Raw genomic sequence first — 16820 nt, 5'->3', positions numbered from 1 at the left:
CCGGCCAGGAGCGTTCCGGCCGGAGGGAGGGGAGCGGCAGTGGGTCACGGCTGGGAGGGCGTCGTCCTCAAACTGATGCGCGGCAAGGACTTCACGTTCACGGTCACCGGTGCCGAGGACGTCACCGACCACTTCCGGCGCGTCCACTTCACCGACGGCGGAATGCTGGCGCAGAGCGGGGTGCACCCCACGATGTGGGTGCGCGTCTGGTTCGACAACGCGGGCAGGCCGCACCAGCGCGCCTACACCCTGGTCGACCCCGATCCGCAGCAGGGCACCTTCAGCCTGGAGTTCGCGCTGCACGACGGATGCGCCAGCGACTGGGCGCGCAAGGCGGTCCCCGGCGACAGCGTCGAGGCGACCCTCCAGGGCACCGGCTTCGCCGCGCCCGACCCCGCGCCCTCGCACCTGTTCGTCGTCGGCGACCCGGCCTCCCTCCCCGCCGTCAACTCCCTGCTCGACGCGCATCCCGACACCCCGGCCACCGTGTGGTTCGAGACCGCCCACGACTCGGACGCCGACCTGCCGCTGCGCACCGACCCGCAGCGGCACGAGGTACGGCGCGTCCCGCGGCGGGAGGGAGGTGCCCACCTCGTCGAGCAGGTGCGCGCGGAGCTGCCCGAGCTGGCCGGGGCGGCCGCCCACTCCTATGTGTGGATCGCCTGCGACACCGCCACCACCCGCGCGCTGAACTCCTACGTCCGCAAGGAACTCGCCTTCCCCAAGGACCGGGTCAACGCCCTCGGCTACTGGCGGGCCGCCTGACCGGCGTGCGCGGGGGCGGCGGCGACGCACCCGCGCACCCCGGTCATACTCGTGCGATGAACGCCGTCCCGGTCCCCGTCGCCCCGCCCGCCCGACCCGAGCCGGGCGGCGCACCGGACCCCGCTGTCCGGCGGGCCACGGCCGCCGACACCCGGCGGCTCACCTCCCTCGTGCGGAACTCCCGCGCCTACCGGGGCCGCTACGCCGCCATGGTGTCCGGCTACACCGTGGGCCCGGGGTACGTCGAGACCCACGAGGTCTTCCTCGCGGAGGACGCGGCCGGCCGGGTGCTGGGCTTCTACGCCCTCGTCCTCTCCCCGCCGGAGCTCGACCTGATGTTCGTCTCGGACGCGGCCCAGGGCCTCGGCGTCGGCCGGCTGCTCGCCGGCCACATGGTCGAGCGCGCCCGCGCGGCGGGGCTGGACCACGTACGCGTGGTCTCCCACCCCCCGGCCGAGGGCTTTTACACCAGCGTCGGGGCCCGGCGGACCGGGACCGTGCGCGCCGTCCCGTCCTCGGTGCCCTGGGACCGCCCCGAACTGCGCTTCGACCTCTCCCCGGCGCCCGCCGGGAGCGGCGGGGCGCCCTGACGCGCCGGGCCCGGCGGCGCCCGCGGGCGTAGGGTGGCAGAGAGCGGGCCGGTCCCGCCGGCGCGCTGTCCCGCCCGGTGGAAGGGAGCGGCCATGACGCGTACCCGAGAGCAGCAGGCCCCCGTGGACCCGGCCCGGCAGGAGGAGTTCGCGGGCGAGGTGGTCGACGTGCTGAACAAGGGGGTGCTCGCCCTCCTGGTCAGCGTCGGCCACCAGACGCGCCTGTTCGACACCATGGCGGCGCTGCCGCCCGCCTCCAGCGAGGACATCGCCGAGGCCGCCGGACTCCACGAGCGCTATGTGCGCGAGTGGCTCGGCGGCATGGTGGTCGGCGGCTTCGTCGAGTACGACGCGGACAGCGGGCACTACACGCTGCCGCCCGAGCACGCGGCCTCGCTGGTGGAGGCGGCGGGCACCGACAACCTCGCCGCGCTGATGCCCTACATCGCCCTCCTCGGCGAGGTCGAGCAGGACGTGGTCCGCTGCTTCCGCGAGGGCGGGGGCGTCCCCTACTCCCGCTACCCGCGCTTCCAGGCGCTCCAGGCGGCGGAGACGGCACGCGTCTACGACGAGGCCCTGGTGGACACGATCGTCCCGCTGGTGCCGGGACTCACGGAGCGCCTGCGCGCCGGGGTCAGCGCGCTCGACGTCGGCACCGGACACGGCCGTGCCCCGCTGGTCCTGGCCGAGGCGTTCCCCGAGAGCACCTTCCACGGCATCGACCGGTCCGAGGAGGGCGTGGCGCGCGCACGCGCCGAGGCGGAGCGCCGCGGTGTGCGCAACGTCGGCTACACCGTGGCCGACTCCGCCGGGTTCACCGGGAGCTACGACCTGGTGACCGCCTTCGACGTGATCCACGACCTGGCCGAACCCGCCGGCACGCTGGCGCTGGTGGCCCGGTCGCTCCGCGAGGGCGGCACCTTCCTGATGGGCGACATGGACGCCTCCAGCAACCTGGAGGAGAACATCGGCCACCCCTTCGGCCCCGCGCTCTTCGGCTTCTCGGTGTTCTACTGCATGACCACCTCCCTGGGCACGGGAGGTGCGGGCCTGGGCACCGTGTGGGGCCGCCAGACGGCGCTGCGGATGCTCGACGAGGCGGGCTTCGGCCCGGTGGACATCCGCTCCGTCGAGGGCGACCCGCTCAACGTCTACTACGTCACCGGCCCGCGCGCGGCGGCGTAGCGCCGCCCGGGGCCCGCAGGGCCGCTCGCGACGGGCCCGGGAGCCGCCCCGCCCGGGGGCGCCCCGTCCGGTCCGCGTCCGCACGCCGTACGGGGCGCGGGCGCGCTCAGGAGGAGGACGGCGGGGCCGGCTGCCCCAGCGTCAGCCGCACGGTGTTGCCCCCGCCCGGGATCACCAGGTTGATCAGCGGGGTCGCCAGCAGGCAGTGCTCGAAGCGGGGGATCGTGTACTCGCCCGAGAGCACCCCGCCCCTGAGCGCGTTGAACCCCGGCTCGGAGGTCAGGGCCAGCTCCGCCGGGACCCGGGTGCGGCAGTTGCTCCCCACGGGGGTGGGGATGCCCGCCACCTTGAGGTCCTTCAGCCGCAGGGTCAGCAGGGTCCGCGTCCTGAGCTCCCCCGTCCGCAGGTCGATGGTGCCCGTGGTGGGCTCGGCCTCGACGAACTCCGTGGTCACACTCACCGGGACGATCCCGATCAGCTCGAACCGGCCCGGGGCGGGCGGCAGCCGGGTGTCCGCGGTCAGGGTGCCCGCCCTCAGGTCCGCCGTCACCTTCAGCACACCCGGGCCCAGGGCCAGTTCGGAGCCGGTGCCCGCCAGGGTGGTGGTGCCCGAGAGCGGGTAGTCCAGCCTGACGGGCACGGCGGCGGCCGGGCCGGTCCCGGCCGCGAACAGGCCGAGGCCGGCGGCGAGGGCGACGGCGGCGCGCAGTGCTCCGCGGCGCCTGCGGGCGGGCGGCGTGCTCGGGGAACGCTTCATCGTGGCTCCAGGTGGCGGGCGTGCGCGAGGACGCGCACGGGCGGCTGGTGGCGCGGTGCGGGGGAGCGGGTGCGGACGCGGCCCGGCGGGCCGGAGCGGGTCGGCCGCGCCCCGGCCGCGCGGGCCGGCCCCGCGGTCCCGGCGGCCGACACCGCCGGGGGCCGCAGGTCCGTGGGCCTGCGCGGCGACGATGACGTTACGGACGGGTAACCCTCTGGGCAAGGGCCGGTCCGGCGGATTCGGGCGCCCGGTGCGGCGGCCCGGCCTTCTTGTCGCTCACGCAGCAACCCGGCCGCGGTTCTTGTCCCCCGGTGAGCACGCAGCCCACCCCGCGCGGAGCCGTCCGCCGCCCGCCCGGGACCGGATCACAGCCCGTCCAGGTCGAGACCGAGGTCGATCTCGGGCTCCTCGCCGGAGCCGTACGGCAGCTCCGCCCAGATCACCTTGCCGCCCCCCGTGTACCGGGTGCCCCACCGCTCCGCGAACTGCGCCACCAGGAACAGCCCGCGCCCGCCCTCGTCGGTCCCGGCCGCCTGCCGCAGATGGGGGGAGGTGCTGCTGCGGTCGGTCACCTCGCAGATCAGCGAGCGGTCACGGATCAGGCGCACCCCGATCGGGCCCTCGCCGTAGCGGATCGCGTTGGTCACCAGCTCGCTCAGGATCAGCTCCGTGGAGAACACCAGCTCCCCCAGACCCCAGGCGACCAGCCGCTCGGTCACGGCGGCCCGGATCCCGCGCACGGCCGCCGGGTCCCGGGGCACGTCCCACCACGCCGTGCGGTCCGCGGCGAGGATCCGGGTCCGGCCGACGAGCAGCGCGACGTCGTCGCGGGGCCGCTGGGGGACCATCGCGCCCAGCACCTCCGCGCAGGTCTCCTCCGGCGTGCCGCCCGCGTACCGCTCCAGGGTGCGGCGCAGCAGCTCCAGCCCCTCGTCGATCTCCCGCTCGCGGTCCTCGACCAGTCCGTCGGTGTACAGCACCAGCCGGCTGCCCTCCTCCAGCTCCAGCTCCAGGGTCTCGAAGGGCATACCGCCGAGCCCGAGCGGCGGGCCGCCGGGCACGTCCGCGAACCGGGCGGTGCCGTCGGGCGCCACCACCGCGGGCTGGAGGTGCCCGGCGCGTGCGATGCTGCACCGCCCCGCGACCGGGTCGTAGATGGCGTAGACACAGGTGGCGCCCGTGACCCCCGCCTCGCCCGCCTCGCCGGCCTCGTCCTGGTCGATGCGGGCGACCAGCTCGTCGAGGTGCCACAGCAGCTCGTCCGGCGGCAGGTCGAGGCTGGAGAAGTTGTGCACCGCCGTCCGCAGCCGTCCCATGGTCGCCGCGGCGTGCAGCCCGTGCCCCACCACGTCCCCGACGACCAGCGCCACCCGGGCCCCCGGCAGCGGGATGATGTCGAACCAGTCGCCGCCCACCCCGCCGAGCCCGCCGAGCCCGGCCTGGGCGGGCCGGTAGCGGTAGGCGACGTCCACCCCGCTCTGCTCGGGCAGCACCCGGGGCAGCAGGCTCTGCTGGAGGGTCACCGCCATCGTGTGCTCCCGCGAGTAGCGGCGGGCGTTGTCCACGCTCACGGCCGCCCTCGCGACCAGCTCCTCCGCCAGCGACAGGTCCTCGGCCTCGAAGGGCTCGGCGGGGCCCGCCCGCCAGAACATCGCGACCCCGAGGACCACGCCGCGGGCCCGCAGCGGCACCGCGATCATCGAGTGCATTCCGGCCTCCACCAGCTGCCGGGCGCGGCCCTCGTCCTGGCGCTGCCAGCCGGAGAGGGAGGTCAGGTCCGCCTCCAGCACCGCCTCGCCCTGGGCGAGCCCGGCCCCCATCCGGGTCGTGGGGACGAACCGGATGGAGTGGCCCACCGGGTACAGCGCGGTCCCCTCGCCACCGCCGAAGGCCACCCGGCGCATGTCGACGTCCGCGCCCGTCGCGGTGGGCTCCTCGCCCCGCAGCACCGCCTCGACGAGGTCCACCGAGGCGTAGTCGGCCAGCCGGGAGGCGCCGAAGGCCGCCAGCTCCTCGCAGGTGCGCACCACGTCCAGGGTGGTGCCGATCTCGGTGCCCGCGTCGTAGAGCAGCGCCAGCCGCCCCCGGGCGGTGTCGGCCCGCCCGCTGAGGGCCCGCAGCTCGGTGGTGTCCCGCAGCGTGGCCACCGTGCCGGGCGGTCCGCCCGCCTGGTCGGTGGTGCGCTGGTTGACGGCGAGCAGCCGCCCGCCCACGGGCACCACCACGTCGCTGGCGTCCCGGCCCGAGGCCAGCAGCGCCGCCGTCCCGGGGCTCAGGCCGAGCTCGCGCACCGGACGCCCGTCCACGTCTCCGGGCAGGTCCAGCAGCCGGCGCGCCTCGTCGTTGGCGAGCAGGATCCTGCCGTCCCCGCCGACGATGAGCACCCCCTCGCGCACCGCGTGGAGCACCGCGTCGTGGTGCTCGTACATCCGGGTCATCTCCTCGGGACCCAGACCGTGCGTCTGGCGCCGCAGCCGGCGGGTGACCAGCGCCGTCCCGCCCGTGGCGAGCAGCAGCACGCCGCCCGCGACACCGAACAGCAGCGGGAACTGCTCCTCGGCGACCCCGCTGACCTTGTCCAGCGTCACGCCCGCCGACACCAGGGCGATGACCGAGCCGTCCGCACCGGGCACCGGCACCACGGCCTGGACCAGCGGGCCGATCGTGCCGGTGAGCTTCTCCGTGACCACCTCCCCGGCCAGCGCCGCGTCGAAGTCGCCGACGAACTTCCTGCCGATCCGGTCGGGGAGCGGGTGGGTGTAGCGCGTGCCGTCCGTGGCGAAGACGACGATGAAGTCCACGTCCGAGCGCTCCCGGGCGGCCTCCGCCTTCGGCTGGAGCACGGCCGTCGGATCGGGGCTGCGCAGCGCGGCCTCCATACCGGGGGAGTTGGCGAAGGTCTCGGCGACGGACACCGAGCGGTTCAGCGCCTCCCTCTCGCTGTCGGCCTGCGACTGCAGCACCAGGGCCGTGATGGCCGTGGCGACCAGCAGCACCACGATCGCCACCTGCAGGAGGAAGACCTGGCCGGCGACAGTTCGCATGCGCAGAACCGAGCGCGGGCGGCCGTAGCGTCCGGCCATAGGCTCTTTGTACACCTCCCGCACACGGTGGGCGAACGGCGCGGCCCCACCGGTCGGCGGGCCCGGGCACGCGGATCACCCAGCATGCCAAGGGCAGCCCGTGCGCACCGCCGATTCGTGCAACTCCCTCCCCCGGGGCCCCGGCGGCGGCGCGGAGAGCGTCCCGGGGCGGCCGGGGCCCTCAGACGCGGCCCGCCGCGCCCTCGGCGGCGGCCCGCGGCGCGCCCGCCGCCTCCGCCTCGGCCGGCGCCGGTTCGGTGTCGTCGACGACGTGCATGGCGGCCTCCTCGGCCGAGGCGGCGCCGCCGTCGATGCCGACGTCGCGGGCGACGGTGTCGTTGCGGCGGCGCGGTGCGATGTCGTCCACGGCGGTCAGCCGCCCCGCGCGGTCGCGACCGGAGTTGCCGTCCAGCAACTCCCCGTCCCCGTCCGCCAGGTCGCCGATCCCGTCGCCGTCCGGGGCCGCGGTGTCCGGCAGCTCCTGCGCCAGGCGCTGGTCGAGGGTCTCGCCCACGCGCAGCTCCGCACCGGTGGTCCCGTGGCGCCCCACCACGAGCGGGCGGTCGAGCGGGGAGTAGCCCTCCGCCATCATGTCGTCCAGGCTCCGCTCCCCGAGGACGTTCTCCAGGTCGAGGTCACCGCTCGGCCGGTTCTGCACATCGGAGTTCCCGGGCTGGTACACGTCGTCGCCCCGCCCCTGGTCGTCCCGTGCGGTCTCGTCGGCCATGGCCCTTGTCCTTCCCGCGATCGGATCGACCCGCCGCAGCGGACCCTCCCGCCGGGGAGCGGGCCCGGGCGGGTGCCGGGGAGCCGTCGGCACGCCCCGTACGATCCGCGTGCCCGGGGCACGGGGACGGTACGCGGTGCCACATGCTCATCATCGGTCGGGCGGCGGGCGAAGGCGACCGGACGGGACGCGCCCGCCCCCCTGCGCCCCGGGCGCAGGGGGAGCGGGGCGGGCGTCAGCCGGGCAGCCGGCGGACCCGCAGGATGTTGTCCCTGTGCAGCCCGGGCCGCCTCTCCCGGTCGGCCCGGGCGCGCTCGAACTCGGCCGCGCGCTCCACGGCCCAGCGGCCCGGTTCCAGCCGCAGCTGCTCCAGCACCTCCTCCGGGGTGGGGAAGGGCATCCCGTGGTGGTGGGCCTCCTCCCGGTCGCCGGGGTCCGCGTGCCCCACGACCAGGAGCACACCGCCCGGCGCGACGGCCGCGGCCGCCCGGCGCAGGACGGCGTCGCGCGGCAGCTCGGCCTGCGAGTGGAGGTAGTGCGCCGAGACCAGGTCCCACTCGCCGCCCGGGAAGGACACCGCGAGGTCGTGGCGCTGCCAGTCGACGCCCGTCCCGGCGCCCGCCTCACGGGCGTGCCGGGCCGCGCGCTCCAGGGCGACGCCGGAGACGTCCACGGCGGTGACCCGCCAGCCGCGGCGGGCGAGCCAGATCGCGTCCGCGCCCTCGCCGCACCCGATGTCCAGGGCGCGGCCGGGCGTCATGCCGGCCGCCTCCGTCACCAGGGCCGCGTTCGGCTCGCCGCTCCACCTCCGCTCGCTCTCGCGGTAGCGGCTGTCCCAGTGCTCCTCGGCACTCTCGTCGGGGGCGACGGTGTGGCCGTGCGTCATGGATCGTGCTCCTCGCCGGATTCGGTGCCGCCCGCGCCCGGGGAGGCCCGGGACGGCGTCGGGTGTGGTGGACCGGAGTGCGTGCCGGGCCCGGCACGCGGCGGGGCGCCGGTCCGCGCCCCGTGCTCACAGACCGTGGCGCCGCTCCCCGAGGACCGCCTCGCAGACGGCGCTCTCGGCCTCGGGGGAGAAGGGCGTGCGGCGGGCCGCCACGGCCCGCCGGGTGTCCTCGGCGACGAGGTCGGCGTTGACCGCCATGGCGGCCTTGGCGCCCGCCGCCGCCGCGGCGAGGACCTGCGCCGTCGGCTCGGCGGCGTTGCCGGCCACCCAGACGCCCGGTACGTCGGTGGCGCCGGAGGCGTCCGCGGCGATCCTGCTGCCGACGACATGGCCCTTCACCGCCAGGTCGGTGGCGCGCAGGCCCAGGCCGCTCAGGAAGCCCGTGCGCGCCGACATCCGGGGGCTCACCGCCAGGGCTCCGCAGGGGATCACCCGGCCGCTCGCCAGGCGCACGCCCGTCAGGCCGTCTCCCTCGGTCACCAGTCCGGTCACCGCGCCGTCCACGACGGTGACCGAGCGGGCGGCCAGCTGCTCGTACTCCTCCTCGCCCGGCTCGGGGCCCTCGTGCAGGAAGAGCGTCACCTCGGCGGACCACTGCCGCCACAGGAGCGCCTGCTGGACCGCGAGGGGGCCTCCGGACAGCACGCCGAGCCGCGCCCCGCGCACCTCCCAGCCGTGGCAGTAGGGGCAGTGGAGCACGTCGCGGCCCCAGCGCGCGGCGAGGCCGGGCACCGGGGGCAGTTCGTCGGTGAGGCCGGTCGCGACGAGCAGCCGCTCCGCCTCCACGGCGGTGCCGTCCGCCAGTGCGACGCGGAAGCCCCCGCCGGGCCGCCGCTCGGCGCCGAGCGCCTCCGCGGTGCGCAGCCGCACCCCGTATTCCGCCACCTCCGCCCGCGCCGCCGCCAGCAGCTCCCCGGGCGGGACGCCGTCGCGGGTGAGGAACCCCTGCACGTGCCCGGCCGGTGCGTTGCGGGGCTCCCCCGCGTCCACCACGAGCACCGACCGGCGGGCCCGTGCGAGGACCAGGGCCCCCGAGAGCCCCGCGGCCCCGCCGCCGACGACGAGCACCTCCACGCGCTCGACCGGCCCCGCGGCGGGGGTCCCGCCCGCTTCCGTCTGTGTGGTCATGTCCTGCCTCCGTCCGTTCACGGCGATCCTGCGGCCACCGGACGGACTCCGGCAAAGAAACTTGCCGCTTCCGCAAACTGCTCGCCGGCCGGCCCGGCCGGAGGGGGCGAGGGCCCTCAGGAATCCGAGGCCGGGGCGGGCCGCCAGGACCCGAGCGCGTAGTCGTACGCGTACGCGGCGCCCCCGGCGGGCGCGCTCGTACGGAAGGGCCGCCCGCCGTCGTCGATGCGCACCGAGCCGGAGCGGCCCCCGCTGCTCCAGCGCACCTCCAGGTACCAGTCGCAGTCACAGCCGACGCTACGCCCCTCGAAGAGCAGCGTCTCGGGCTCCGCCCGCGACACCGTGTAGGGCAGGTCCGCGGCGGGCAGCACGCTGCCGGAGTCGTTGCCGGGCAGCGGGCGGGCCAGCGGGCGGGGGCGGTCCAGGTCGACGTCGAACAGCCGGGGCGTGAGCGCCCCGCCGCAGCCGGAGCTCATGCGGTAGGCCCGCAGGCGCCGGGGCTCCCGCCGTTCGACGACACGCACCTGCACCGCCTGCAGCACCACCGTCGCCGGGCCCGTGCCCTGCACCGTGACGCCCACCCGGGTGCTGCCGCCGTCCACGGCGCCGAGCCTCTTGGCCCAGGCGCCCGCGTCCGCCTGCACGGGCGGCGGCGGCACCCCGTCCGGGGCGCGGTCGAGGAGGTAGGTGTGCCCGCAGCCCGACTCCCAGAGGTCGGCGTCGACGCTCCAGGCCAGGGGCGGCGGACCGGCGGAACCCGCCGGGTCCGCTCCGGCCCCCGCGGCGGCCCGGTCCGGGGCACCCGGCGCGGGGGCCCCGCCCGCAGACGGGCGCAGGCCGATCGCGAGGGCCAGCGCCGCGCCCACCGCGCAGGACAGCACCAGCAGGGCGGTCCGCAGGCGCGGGGCCTTCCGGCGCGGCCCCGTGCCGCCGGGCCCGCCCCGCCGCGGATGCCCGGCGGGGCCGCGGGCGCCGCCGGCGGGTGCGGCCGTCACCGGGCCGGTTCCCCCGGCCCCCTCCACCGGCTCCCGCACCGGCACCGGTTCCGCCGCCCCCGGGGCCTGCTGCCCGGAACGGCCCGGCGGCGGTGCCGAGTCGCTGCCGGGCGGCGGGCCGTCCGCCTGCACCCGCGCCTGCGCCTGCACCCGCGCCTGCTCGCGCGCCTGCGCCTGCGGTGGCGGCTGCGCGGGGGAGGCCCCGGTACCCGCCGCCGCGCCGCCGGACCGGCCCGCCGTCCGGCGGTCCGCGTCCGCGAGCACCCACAGCCGGTACAGCTCGGCCGCCTCCTCGCGCCCGCAGCCGCAGAGCCGGGCGATCCGCTCCACCGGGGCGAACTCCTGCGGGACCGTGCGGCCGGTGCAGTAGCGGTGCAGCGTCGCCGCCCCGATCCCCGCCCGCCGCGCCAGGGCCCCGTAACTGCGCCCCGACGCGGTGCGCAGCGCCTCCAGACGCACCGCCAGTTCCCGGGCGGCGGCCCCGGGGGTGTCCGTACCGCCGTCCGCCATGCGGGTCCTCCCTCTCGCTGCGTTCCGGGGCGCGTTCCACCCCTCTGGTGAAACCCCACGTCAGAGGGGGTGGAACGGTTCCATCGTGTCAGCTGCGGCCCCGTGCTTGCCGCCCGGCCCCCGCGATCGCCAGTGTGGTCGCCGTCCGGCAGCACCGGGCACACCGGATCCACCGCGACCCACGGGGAAGACAGCCATGAACCGTATCCGCACCACCACCCGCACCGCCCGCACGGCGGCCCTCGCCCTCGCCCTCGCCGGGGCGGCGGCAGCCGCCTCGCTCGTCCCGGCGGCGGCCTCCTCCGCGCCCGCCGCGGCCGCCGGCGCCGCCCGCCCGGCCCACGCCCCGGGCTTCCTGACGGCCGCTCATCTGCCGGCCGCCCACACGCCCTGGACGGCCGGCCCGGTCACCCGGGGCCTTCCGCCGGAGGGCTCGGCGTGCCTGGCGGACGCCGTTCCGGCGCGCGGCACCTCCCACCGCGACTTCCGCACCGAACTCGACACCGGGGCGCGGCAGACGACCACCGTCACCGCCGGTGAGGCCCAGGCCGTCCGGCTGGCCCGCACCCTGCGCCGTGCGGTCGCCACGTGCGTGGAGCGGACGAAGGCCGAGGACCCGGGCCTCGTGGGCGAGACGCGGTACCACGGCACCGTGGACGCCGAGGACGGCGCGCACGTCTACAGCATCGACACGGCCTACCCGCAGGACGGTGCCACCGACATCGCGCTCGTCTCGGTCGGCCGCGACGGCCGGACCGTGACGGTCGTGGAGTGGGGGCAGCTGGGCGATCTCGACGGGGCCCCGCTCGACGGCTTCCGCGCCACGACCAGGACGGCCCTGGAGCGCCTGCGCTGAGCCGCGGACCGGGCTCGACGGCCCGCCCGGCGGCCCCGCCGGGCAGGCCGGGGCGCCCGCCGCCCCTCAGGGGTGGCGGGCGCCCGTCTCCCGTGGGGGGATCAGGGGCGGTCGCCGGCCTCCGCGGAGGTCTGCGGCAGGGGAGGCACGGTCGCGGTGGTCGGTCCGCGCACCGCCGCCAGCACGGCGTCGTGCAGGTCCCGGCTCGCCTCCTCGGAGGGGCAGGGAGTGGGACTGCCCGCCACCGTGAACCAGTCCGCGGCGCCCGTGTACTGCACCGTGACGGACGCCTCGCCGTCGACCCAGGTGGTGTGCAGGGTGAGGTCGCCCGCCACGACGCCCGCCTCGTGGGTCAGGACGCCGCCGTGCCCGGAGTACACACCGGGGGTGGTCCAGGATGCCCAGCTCATGCCTCCAACGTCACACCGTTCCGGCTTGATCGCTACCGGCGGGGGCGAGTTCGTCAGCAGAGCACGTTCAGCGCTCCGGGCCGTACCCGCGCCGTGACGGGCAGTGCACCGTCGACCTCGCCGTCGGCCCCGTACGGCAGGGGGCGGTCGGCCTCGATGCGGACCTCCCTGCCGCGCAGCACCTCGACCTGCGGCCGGTGCAGGTGCGCCCCGGTCCGCAGCTCCTCCATGATCGTGAAGAACAGGCGCTTGGGGCCGTGGCGGATGACGACCACGTCCAGCAGCCCGTCGTCGACGCGGGCGCCGGGGGCCACGAGCCGACCGAAGCCGTAGTAGCCCGAGTTGGCGGCGACCACCGTGTAGCCGTGGTAGGCGTGCTCCGCGCCGTCGACCGTGATCCGGTACCCGGCCGGGCGCCATGCGGCGACCGCCCGCAGGCCGCCCGCGTAGTACGAGGCCGCGCCCCGCAGCAGGCGGGAGGTGTTGGCGTGCCGGTTGGCCACGGCGTCGACCCCCGCGTACACGCTGCCGAGGACCGCCGCCCCGCCGTGGGCCGCGGAGGACACCTCGATGGTGTCCACCGGCCTGGGCGCGCCGTGCAGCAGCACCTCGGCCAGCCCCGCGGCGTCGGTGGGCAGCCCCAGCGCCCGGGCGAAGTCGTTGCCGCGCCCCGCGGGGACCAGGCCGAAGCGCGCCGCCGTCCCGCTGAGCGCCCCGCCCACGCAGCCGGCCATGCCGTCCCCGCCGACGGCGAGGACCACCCGCCCCTGCGCCCCGGCCTCGCGGGCGAGTTCACGGGCGTGGTCCAGGCTGCGGCTGTAGCGGGTGTCGAGCTCCGCGCCCGCCTCCCGCAGCAGGCGGGCCAGCGGGAGCAGCGCCGCCGTTCCGCTGGAGCCCCCTGCGGCGGGGTTGACGACGGCGGTGAACTGTCGCATGGATGCGCCTCCGGGCGGCGGGAAGGGTCAGCGGACGGGGAGGAGGACTCCGGGGTTCAGCACCCCGGCCGGGTCGGTCTGGGACTTCACGGCCTGGAGCATGCGGATCCCCAGGGGCCCCACCTCCCGTGCGTACCAGTCGCGGTGGTCGGTGCCCACCCCGTGGTGGTGGCTGATGGTGCCGCCCGCGGCGAGGATCGCGTCGTTGGCCGCCCGCTTGGCGCGGTCCCAGTGGGCGACGGCGTCCTCGCCCTGGGCCGAGACGACCGTGAAGTAGAGCGAGGCGCCGTTCTCGTAGACGTGCGAGATGTGGCACATCACCAACGGCGGGGTGCCGGCCTCGGTGAGCGTCGCGGTGAGCGCTCCGCGCACGGCCGCGTACAGCCCGGGCAGGGCGGACCAGAAGGCCGCCGTCTCCAGGGTCTCGGCGAAGGCGCCCGCTTCCAGCAGGGCGTCGCGCAGGTAGGGGGCGTTGTAGCGCCCGTGGGCCCAGCGCTCGCCCGGCTCCGCGCCGAGCCACTCGCCGCCCGCCTCGCGCAGCACCGCCGCGGCCGCCTCCCGCCGCTCCTCGGTGTCCGCCTCGGTGCCCTCGTAGCCGGTGACGGCCAGGCAGCCGGCGGGCGGCTGGGCGCCGCCGCCGATCTCGTCGGGCTGCGCCAACCCGATGAAGGTCTCGGTCTCGTCGGAGAGCCGCAGGACGGTCGGCCGCGGACCGTCCTGGGCGAGGCGGCGCAGCGCCGCCGAGCCCGCCTCGAAGGAGGGGAAGCGCCAGCCCTCGTACACCCGGCGCTGCGGCAGGGGGCGGATCCGGACCGTGACCGAGGTGATCACCCCGAAGGCGCCCTCCGAGCCGAGCAGCAGCTGGCGCAGGTCGGGCCCCGCGGCCGAGCGCGGGGCGCGTCCGGTCTCCAGGGTGCCCTCGGGGGTGGCCGCGGTGAGCGCGAGGACCATCTCGTCGAAGCGCCCGTACCCGGACGAGGCCTGCCCGCTGGAGCGGGCCGCCGCGAAGCCGCCCACCGACGCCCACTCGAAGGACTGCGGGAAGTGGCCGAGGGTCCAGCCCCGCTCGTTCAGCAGGGCCTCGCACCGGGGGCCGCGCAGCCCGGGCTGGAGGGTCGCGGTGCGGGAGACCTCGTCCACGGCGACCAGCCGGTCGAGGCGGCGCAGGTCCAGGGCGACGAACGGGCGCCCGCCCCGGGGCGCCAGTCCGCCGACGACGGAGGTGCCGCCGCCGAACGGCACGGCGGCCAGGCCGTGCCCGGCGCAGGCGCGCAGGACGGCCACCACCTCCTCGTGGCCGCCCGGCAGCACGACCGCGGCGGGGATGTCGTCGACCTCGCCCGCCCGGATGCGCAGCAGGTCCGGGGTGGACTTGCCCCGGGTGTGGCGGATCCGGCTCTCCGCGTCGGTGCGCACGTGGACGGCGCCTCCCGCGGCCGCGGCGAGCGCCGCGAGGGGCGCTCCGTCCAGCGGGGACGGCGGGACCTCGACCCCGTCCAGGCCGGCGGGCCCGTCTCCGCGGGGCTCGACGCCGAGCAGATCGCGCAGCAGGCCGGTCACCGTGCCGGGCAGCGGGGCCGCCTTGGCCGGGTCGCCCCAGCCGCTCCACAACATGTCCACGTCGTCGTCCTGTTCCTCGCGTCGGTTCGGTGCGTCGGTGCGCCGCTCTGCGGGTGCGCCGACGGGCGGGGCCGCCGGGGCGCGGGGAGCGGTGCACTGCCGCCCGGGCCGCAGGGGCATTACACTGTGACAGATGACGCCCATTCGTCACAACCACTCGGACGCGGACACCGTGCTCGACGCCGCCCGCGACTGCGTGCTCGCCGTCGGCGTACGGCGCACGACCCTGACCGACGTCGCCCGCCGCGCCGGGGTGTCCCGGATGACGCTCTACCGCCGCTGGCCCGATGTGCGCACCCTCGTCGGGGACCTGATGACCCGCGAGTGGATCGGCGTCGCCGTCGGCGCCATGCCCGAGGCGTCCCCCGGCGTCCCGACCCGCGCCCGGATCGTCGACGGCCTGGTCGCCGGGGTCGCCGCCTTCCGCGCCCACCCGCTGTTCCACAAGATCCTCGACGTGGACCCCGAACTGCTGCTGCCCTACCTGCTCGACCGGCGCGGCGCCAGCCAGGAGGCCCTGCTCGGGCTGATCGCGGGCGGCCTCGCGGAGGGGCGGGCCGACGGCTCCGTACGCCCGGCCGACACGACCCTGCTGGCCCGCACCCTGCTGCTGGTCGTGCAGTCCTTCGCGATGTCCCTGCGCACCATGACCGACCCGGACGACCCGGCACTCGACGACACGGCCTTCCTCGACGAGCTCCGCACCCTTCTGGAGAGGACCCTCGCCCCATGACCACGCCCGCCACCACCTCGCCGCGGAACGCGGCCTCCTCCCTCAACGCCGCCCGCCGCACCCGCGACCTCGACGTCCTGGCGGACGGCACGGCGGTGGACGTCCTGGTCGTCGGACTGGGGGCCACCGGTGCCGGTGCGGCCCTGGACGCCGCCTCCCGGGGACTGACCGTCGCCGCCCTCGATGCCCACGACCTGGCCTTCGGCACCTCGCGCTGGAGCTCGAAGCTGATCCACGGCGGACTGCGCTACCTCGCCGGCGGCCAGGTCGACGTCGCCTACGAGTCCGCCGTCGAACGCGGCATCCTCATGGAGCGCACCGCCCCCCACCTGGTCCACGCACAGCCCTTCGTGCTGCCGCTGACCCCGCTGGTCACCCGCGGGCAGGCCGCGCTGGCCCGGGCCGGATTCCGGGCGGGCGACGCCCTGCGCGCCGCCGCCCGCACCGCGCGCGCCACCCTGCCCGCCCCCCGGGCGCTGTCCGCGGTGGAGACCCGCCACCTCGCCCCCGCCCTGCGCCCGGACGGGCTGCGCGGCGGGCTGCTGTCCTGGGACGGCCGACTGACCGACGACGCCCGCCTGGTCACCGCGGTCGCCCGTACCGCCGCCGCGCACGGGGCGCGGATCCTCACCCGCGCCCGGGTGCTCTCCCTCACCGGGGACGGAGCGCTGGTCCGCGACGAGGTGACCGGCGCCGAACTGCGCATCCGCGCCCGGACCGTGGTCAACGCCGCCGGCGTCTGGGCGGGCGGACTCGTGGACGACATCCGCCTGCGCCCCTCCCGCGGCACCCATCTGGTCCTGCGCGCCGAGGCCCTCGGCGACCTCGGCTGCGGCCTGCACATCCCCATCCCCGGCGAGACCAACCGCTTCGTGCTGGTCCTGCCCCAGGGCGACGGCCGGGTCTACGTCGGGCTCACCGACGAACCCGTCGACGGCGACGTCCCCGACGTGCCGGAGGTCCCGGAGACCGACATCGGCTTCCTGCTCGACGTGCTCGGCTCGGCGCTCGACGTCTCCCTCGGACGCGCCGACGTGGTCGGCGCCTTCGCCGGACTGCGCCCGCTGCTGGACACCGGCGGCGCGGACCGGACGGCCGACATCTCGCGCCGCCACGCGGTGGTCACCTCGCCCGGCGCCGTGGTCACCGTGGTGGGCGGCAAGCTCACCACCTACCGGCGCATGGCCCAGGACGCCGTGGACGCCGCGGTCGTGGCCGGTTCCCTCGCGGCGGGCCCCTGCCGCACCGCGGCGATCCCGCTGGTCGGCGCGGCCCCCCGGCAGCGGCTCGCCGCCCTCGGCCTCCCGCGCCGGCTGGTGGCGCGCTACGGCGCCGAGGCCGCCGCCGTCCACGCGCTGGGCGCCGCCGATCCCGCCCTGGCCGGGCCCGTGGTGCCCGGGCACCCCGTGACGGGTGCGGAGCTGCTGTGGGCGGTGCGCCACGAGGGGGCGCTCGACATCGGGGACGTCCTGGACCGGCGCACCCGTATCGGGCTGGTCGCCGGCGACCGCGACCGGGCGGAGGAGGCCGCCCGGCAGGCCCTGGCCGCCGTCTGAGCCCGCGGGGGTGCGCGGTTGCCC

The 16820-nt window shown here is 77.2% G+C and carries 15 protein-coding genes; 6 read left to right on the top strand and 9 right to left on the bottom strand.

Annotated features, from left to right (window positions below; genetic code table 11):
• The first annotated feature begins 39 nt into the window (after positions 1-39).
• The 3 genes from ACGF15_RS07840 to ACGF15_RS07830 all read left to right on the top strand — a co-directional run bounded on the left by ACGF15_RS07840 (position 40) and on the right by ACGF15_RS07830 (position 2540).
• Positions 40-765, top strand: a complete 726-nt coding sequence (locus ACGF15_RS07840; RefSeq protein ID WP_345615576.1) for a siderophore-interacting protein — start codon at positions 40-42, stop codon at positions 763-765.
• A 56-nt stretch (positions 766-821) separates the two neighbouring features.
• Positions 822-1355: a GNAT family N-acetyltransferase gene (locus ACGF15_RS07835; RefSeq protein WP_392797192.1), complete on the top strand. Its 534-nt coding sequence runs from the start codon at positions 822-824 to the stop codon at positions 1353-1355.
• 93 nt (positions 1356-1448) lie between these two features.
• Positions 1449-2540, top strand: coding sequence for a methyltransferase domain-containing protein (locus ACGF15_RS07830; RefSeq protein ID WP_345615574.1), 1092 nt, complete (start codon positions 1449-1451; stop codon positions 2538-2540).
• 106 nt (positions 2541-2646) lie between these two features.
• Here the strand turns inward: ACGF15_RS07830 and ACGF15_RS07825 are convergent, their stop codons facing one another.
• From ACGF15_RS07825 to ACGF15_RS07800, 6 genes are all read right to left on the bottom strand, one after another.
• A complete protein-coding gene (locus tag ACGF15_RS07825) occupies positions 2647-3297 on the bottom strand; it encodes a hypothetical protein (RefSeq protein WP_345615573.1) in 651 nt (216 codons plus the stop codon).
• Between the two features lie 365 nt (positions 3298-3662).
• Complete coding sequence (locus ACGF15_RS07820) at positions 3663-6380, bottom strand: SpoIIE family protein phosphatase (protein WP_392797190.1); 2718 nt, start codon at positions 6378-6380, stop codon at positions 3663-3665.
• A gap of 181 nt (positions 6381-6561) precedes the next feature.
• A complete protein-coding gene (locus ACGF15_RS07815) occupies positions 6562-7107 on the bottom strand; it encodes a DUF5709 domain-containing protein (protein WP_345615571.1) in 546 nt (181 codons plus the stop codon).
• A gap of 235 nt (positions 7108-7342) precedes the next feature.
• Positions 7343-7993: a class I SAM-dependent methyltransferase gene (locus ACGF15_RS07810; RefSeq protein ID WP_392797188.1), complete on the bottom strand. Its 651-nt coding sequence runs from the start codon at positions 7991-7993 to the stop codon at positions 7343-7345.
• A gap of 126 nt (positions 7994-8119) precedes the next feature.
• The gene (locus ACGF15_RS07805; protein ID WP_345615569.1) at positions 8120-9181 is read right to left on the bottom strand and encodes an NAD(P)/FAD-dependent oxidoreductase; all 1062 of its coding nucleotides are present in this window, start codon (positions 9179-9181) and stop codon (positions 8120-8122) included.
• A gap of 116 nt (positions 9182-9297) precedes the next feature.
• Positions 9298-10686 carry a helix-turn-helix domain-containing protein gene (locus ACGF15_RS07800; protein WP_392797186.1) on the bottom strand — a complete coding sequence of 463 codons (1389 nt, stop codon included), beginning with the start codon at positions 10684-10686 and terminating at the stop codon, positions 9298-9300.
• 196 nt (positions 10687-10882) lie between these two features.
• Between ACGF15_RS07800 and ACGF15_RS07795 the strand changes: the two genes are divergently transcribed.
• Positions 10883-11542, top strand: coding sequence for a hypothetical protein (locus tag ACGF15_RS07795; protein WP_392797184.1), 660 nt, complete (start codon positions 10883-10885; stop codon positions 11540-11542).
• Positions 11543-11643: 101 nt separating this feature from the next.
• Here ACGF15_RS07795 and ACGF15_RS07790 read toward each other — a convergent pair whose 3' ends face one another.
• The 3 genes from ACGF15_RS07790 to ACGF15_RS07780 are packed head-to-tail and all read right to left on the bottom strand — an operon-like array spanning position 11644 to position 14507.
• The gene (locus ACGF15_RS07790) at positions 11644-11952 is read right to left on the bottom strand and encodes a hypothetical protein (RefSeq protein WP_345615566.1); all 309 of its coding nucleotides are present in this window, start codon (positions 11950-11952) and stop codon (positions 11644-11646) included.
• A 53-nt stretch (positions 11953-12005) separates the two neighbouring features.
• Complete coding sequence (locus ACGF15_RS07785; RefSeq protein ID WP_345615565.1) at positions 12006-12887, bottom strand: YegS/Rv2252/BmrU family lipid kinase; 882 nt, start codon at positions 12885-12887, stop codon at positions 12006-12008.
• Positions 12888-12914: 27 nt separating this feature from the next.
• Positions 12915-14507 (bottom strand): FAD-binding oxidoreductase, encoded by a 1593-nt coding sequence (locus ACGF15_RS07780; RefSeq protein WP_392797182.1) that lies wholly within the window; start codon positions 14505-14507, stop codon positions 12915-12917.
• A 133-nt stretch (positions 14508-14640) separates the two neighbouring features.
• Between ACGF15_RS07780 and ACGF15_RS07775 the strand changes: the two genes are divergently transcribed.
• Together ACGF15_RS07775 and ACGF15_RS07770 are read left to right on the top strand one after the other, a co-directional pair.
• On the top strand, positions 14641-15240 hold the full coding sequence (locus tag ACGF15_RS07775) for a TetR/AcrR family transcriptional regulator (protein ID WP_345615563.1): 600 nt from the start codon (positions 14641-14643) through the stop codon (positions 15238-15240).
• Positions 15237-16796, top strand: a complete 1560-nt coding sequence (locus ACGF15_RS07770; RefSeq protein ID WP_392797180.1) for a glycerol-3-phosphate dehydrogenase/oxidase — start codon at positions 15237-15239, stop codon at positions 16794-16796. Before ACGF15_RS07775 ends, ACGF15_RS07770 begins: the two co-directional genes overlap by 4 nt.
• The last annotated feature ends 24 nt before the right edge of the window (positions 16797-16820 follow it).

Origin of the sequence: Streptomyces sp. NPDC048001 (assembly GCF_043203115.1) — a bacterium.
Classification (GTDB): domain Bacteria; phylum Actinomycetota; class Actinomycetes; order Streptomycetales; family Streptomycetaceae; genus Streptomyces; species Streptomyces sanyensis.
Note: the sequence above shows the minus strand (reverse complement) of the source record. Positions and strands in the feature narration are given on the sequence as shown.

What these genes read in the sequence shown, in the direction of transcription:
- ACGF15_RS07825 (WP_345615573.1), bottom strand. Translation starts at nt 3,297, where the DNA reads ATGAAGCGTTCCCCGAGCACGCCGCCCGCCCGCAGGCGCCGCGGAGCA.
- ACGF15_RS07795 (WP_392797184.1), top strand. Translation starts at nt 10,883, where the DNA reads ATGAACCGTATCCGCACCACCACCCGCACCGCCCGCACGGCGGCCCTC.
- ACGF15_RS07800 (WP_392797186.1), bottom strand. Translation starts at nt 10,686, where the DNA reads ATGGCGGACGGCGGTACGGACACCCCCGGGGCCGCCGCCCGGGAACTG.
- ACGF15_RS07810 (WP_392797188.1), bottom strand. Translation starts at nt 7,993, where the DNA reads ATGACGCACGGCCACACCGTCGCCCCCGACGAGAGTGCCGAGGAGCAC.
- ACGF15_RS07770 (WP_392797180.1), top strand. Translation starts at nt 15,237, where the DNA reads ATGACCACGCCCGCCACCACCTCGCCGCGGAACGCGGCCTCCTCCCTC.
- ACGF15_RS07820 (WP_392797190.1), bottom strand. Translation starts at nt 6,380, where the DNA reads ATGGCCGGACGCTACGGCCGCCCGCGCTCGGTTCTGCGCATGCGAACT.
- ACGF15_RS07805 (WP_345615569.1), bottom strand. Translation starts at nt 9,181, where the DNA reads ATGACCACACAGACGGAAGCGGGCGGGACCCCCGCCGCGGGGCCGGTC.
- ACGF15_RS07830 (WP_345615574.1), top strand. Translation starts at nt 1,449, where the DNA reads ATGACGCGTACCCGAGAGCAGCAGGCCCCCGTGGACCCGGCCCGGCAG.
- ACGF15_RS07790 (WP_345615566.1), bottom strand. Translation starts at nt 11,952, where the DNA reads ATGAGCTGGGCATCCTGGACCACCCCCGGTGTGTACTCCGGGCACGGC.
- ACGF15_RS07775 (WP_345615563.1), top strand. Translation starts at nt 14,641, where the DNA reads ATGACGCCCATTCGTCACAACCACTCGGACGCGGACACCGTGCTCGAC.
- ACGF15_RS07815 (WP_345615571.1), bottom strand. Translation starts at nt 7,107, where the DNA reads ATGGCCGACGAGACCGCACGGGACGACCAGGGGCGGGGCGACGACGTG.
- ACGF15_RS07835 (WP_392797192.1), top strand. Translation starts at nt 822, where the DNA reads ATGAACGCCGTCCCGGTCCCCGTCGCCCCGCCCGCCCGACCCGAGCCG.
- ACGF15_RS07785 (WP_345615565.1), bottom strand. Translation starts at nt 12,887, where the DNA reads ATGCGACAGTTCACCGCCGTCGTCAACCCCGCCGCAGGGGGCTCCAGC.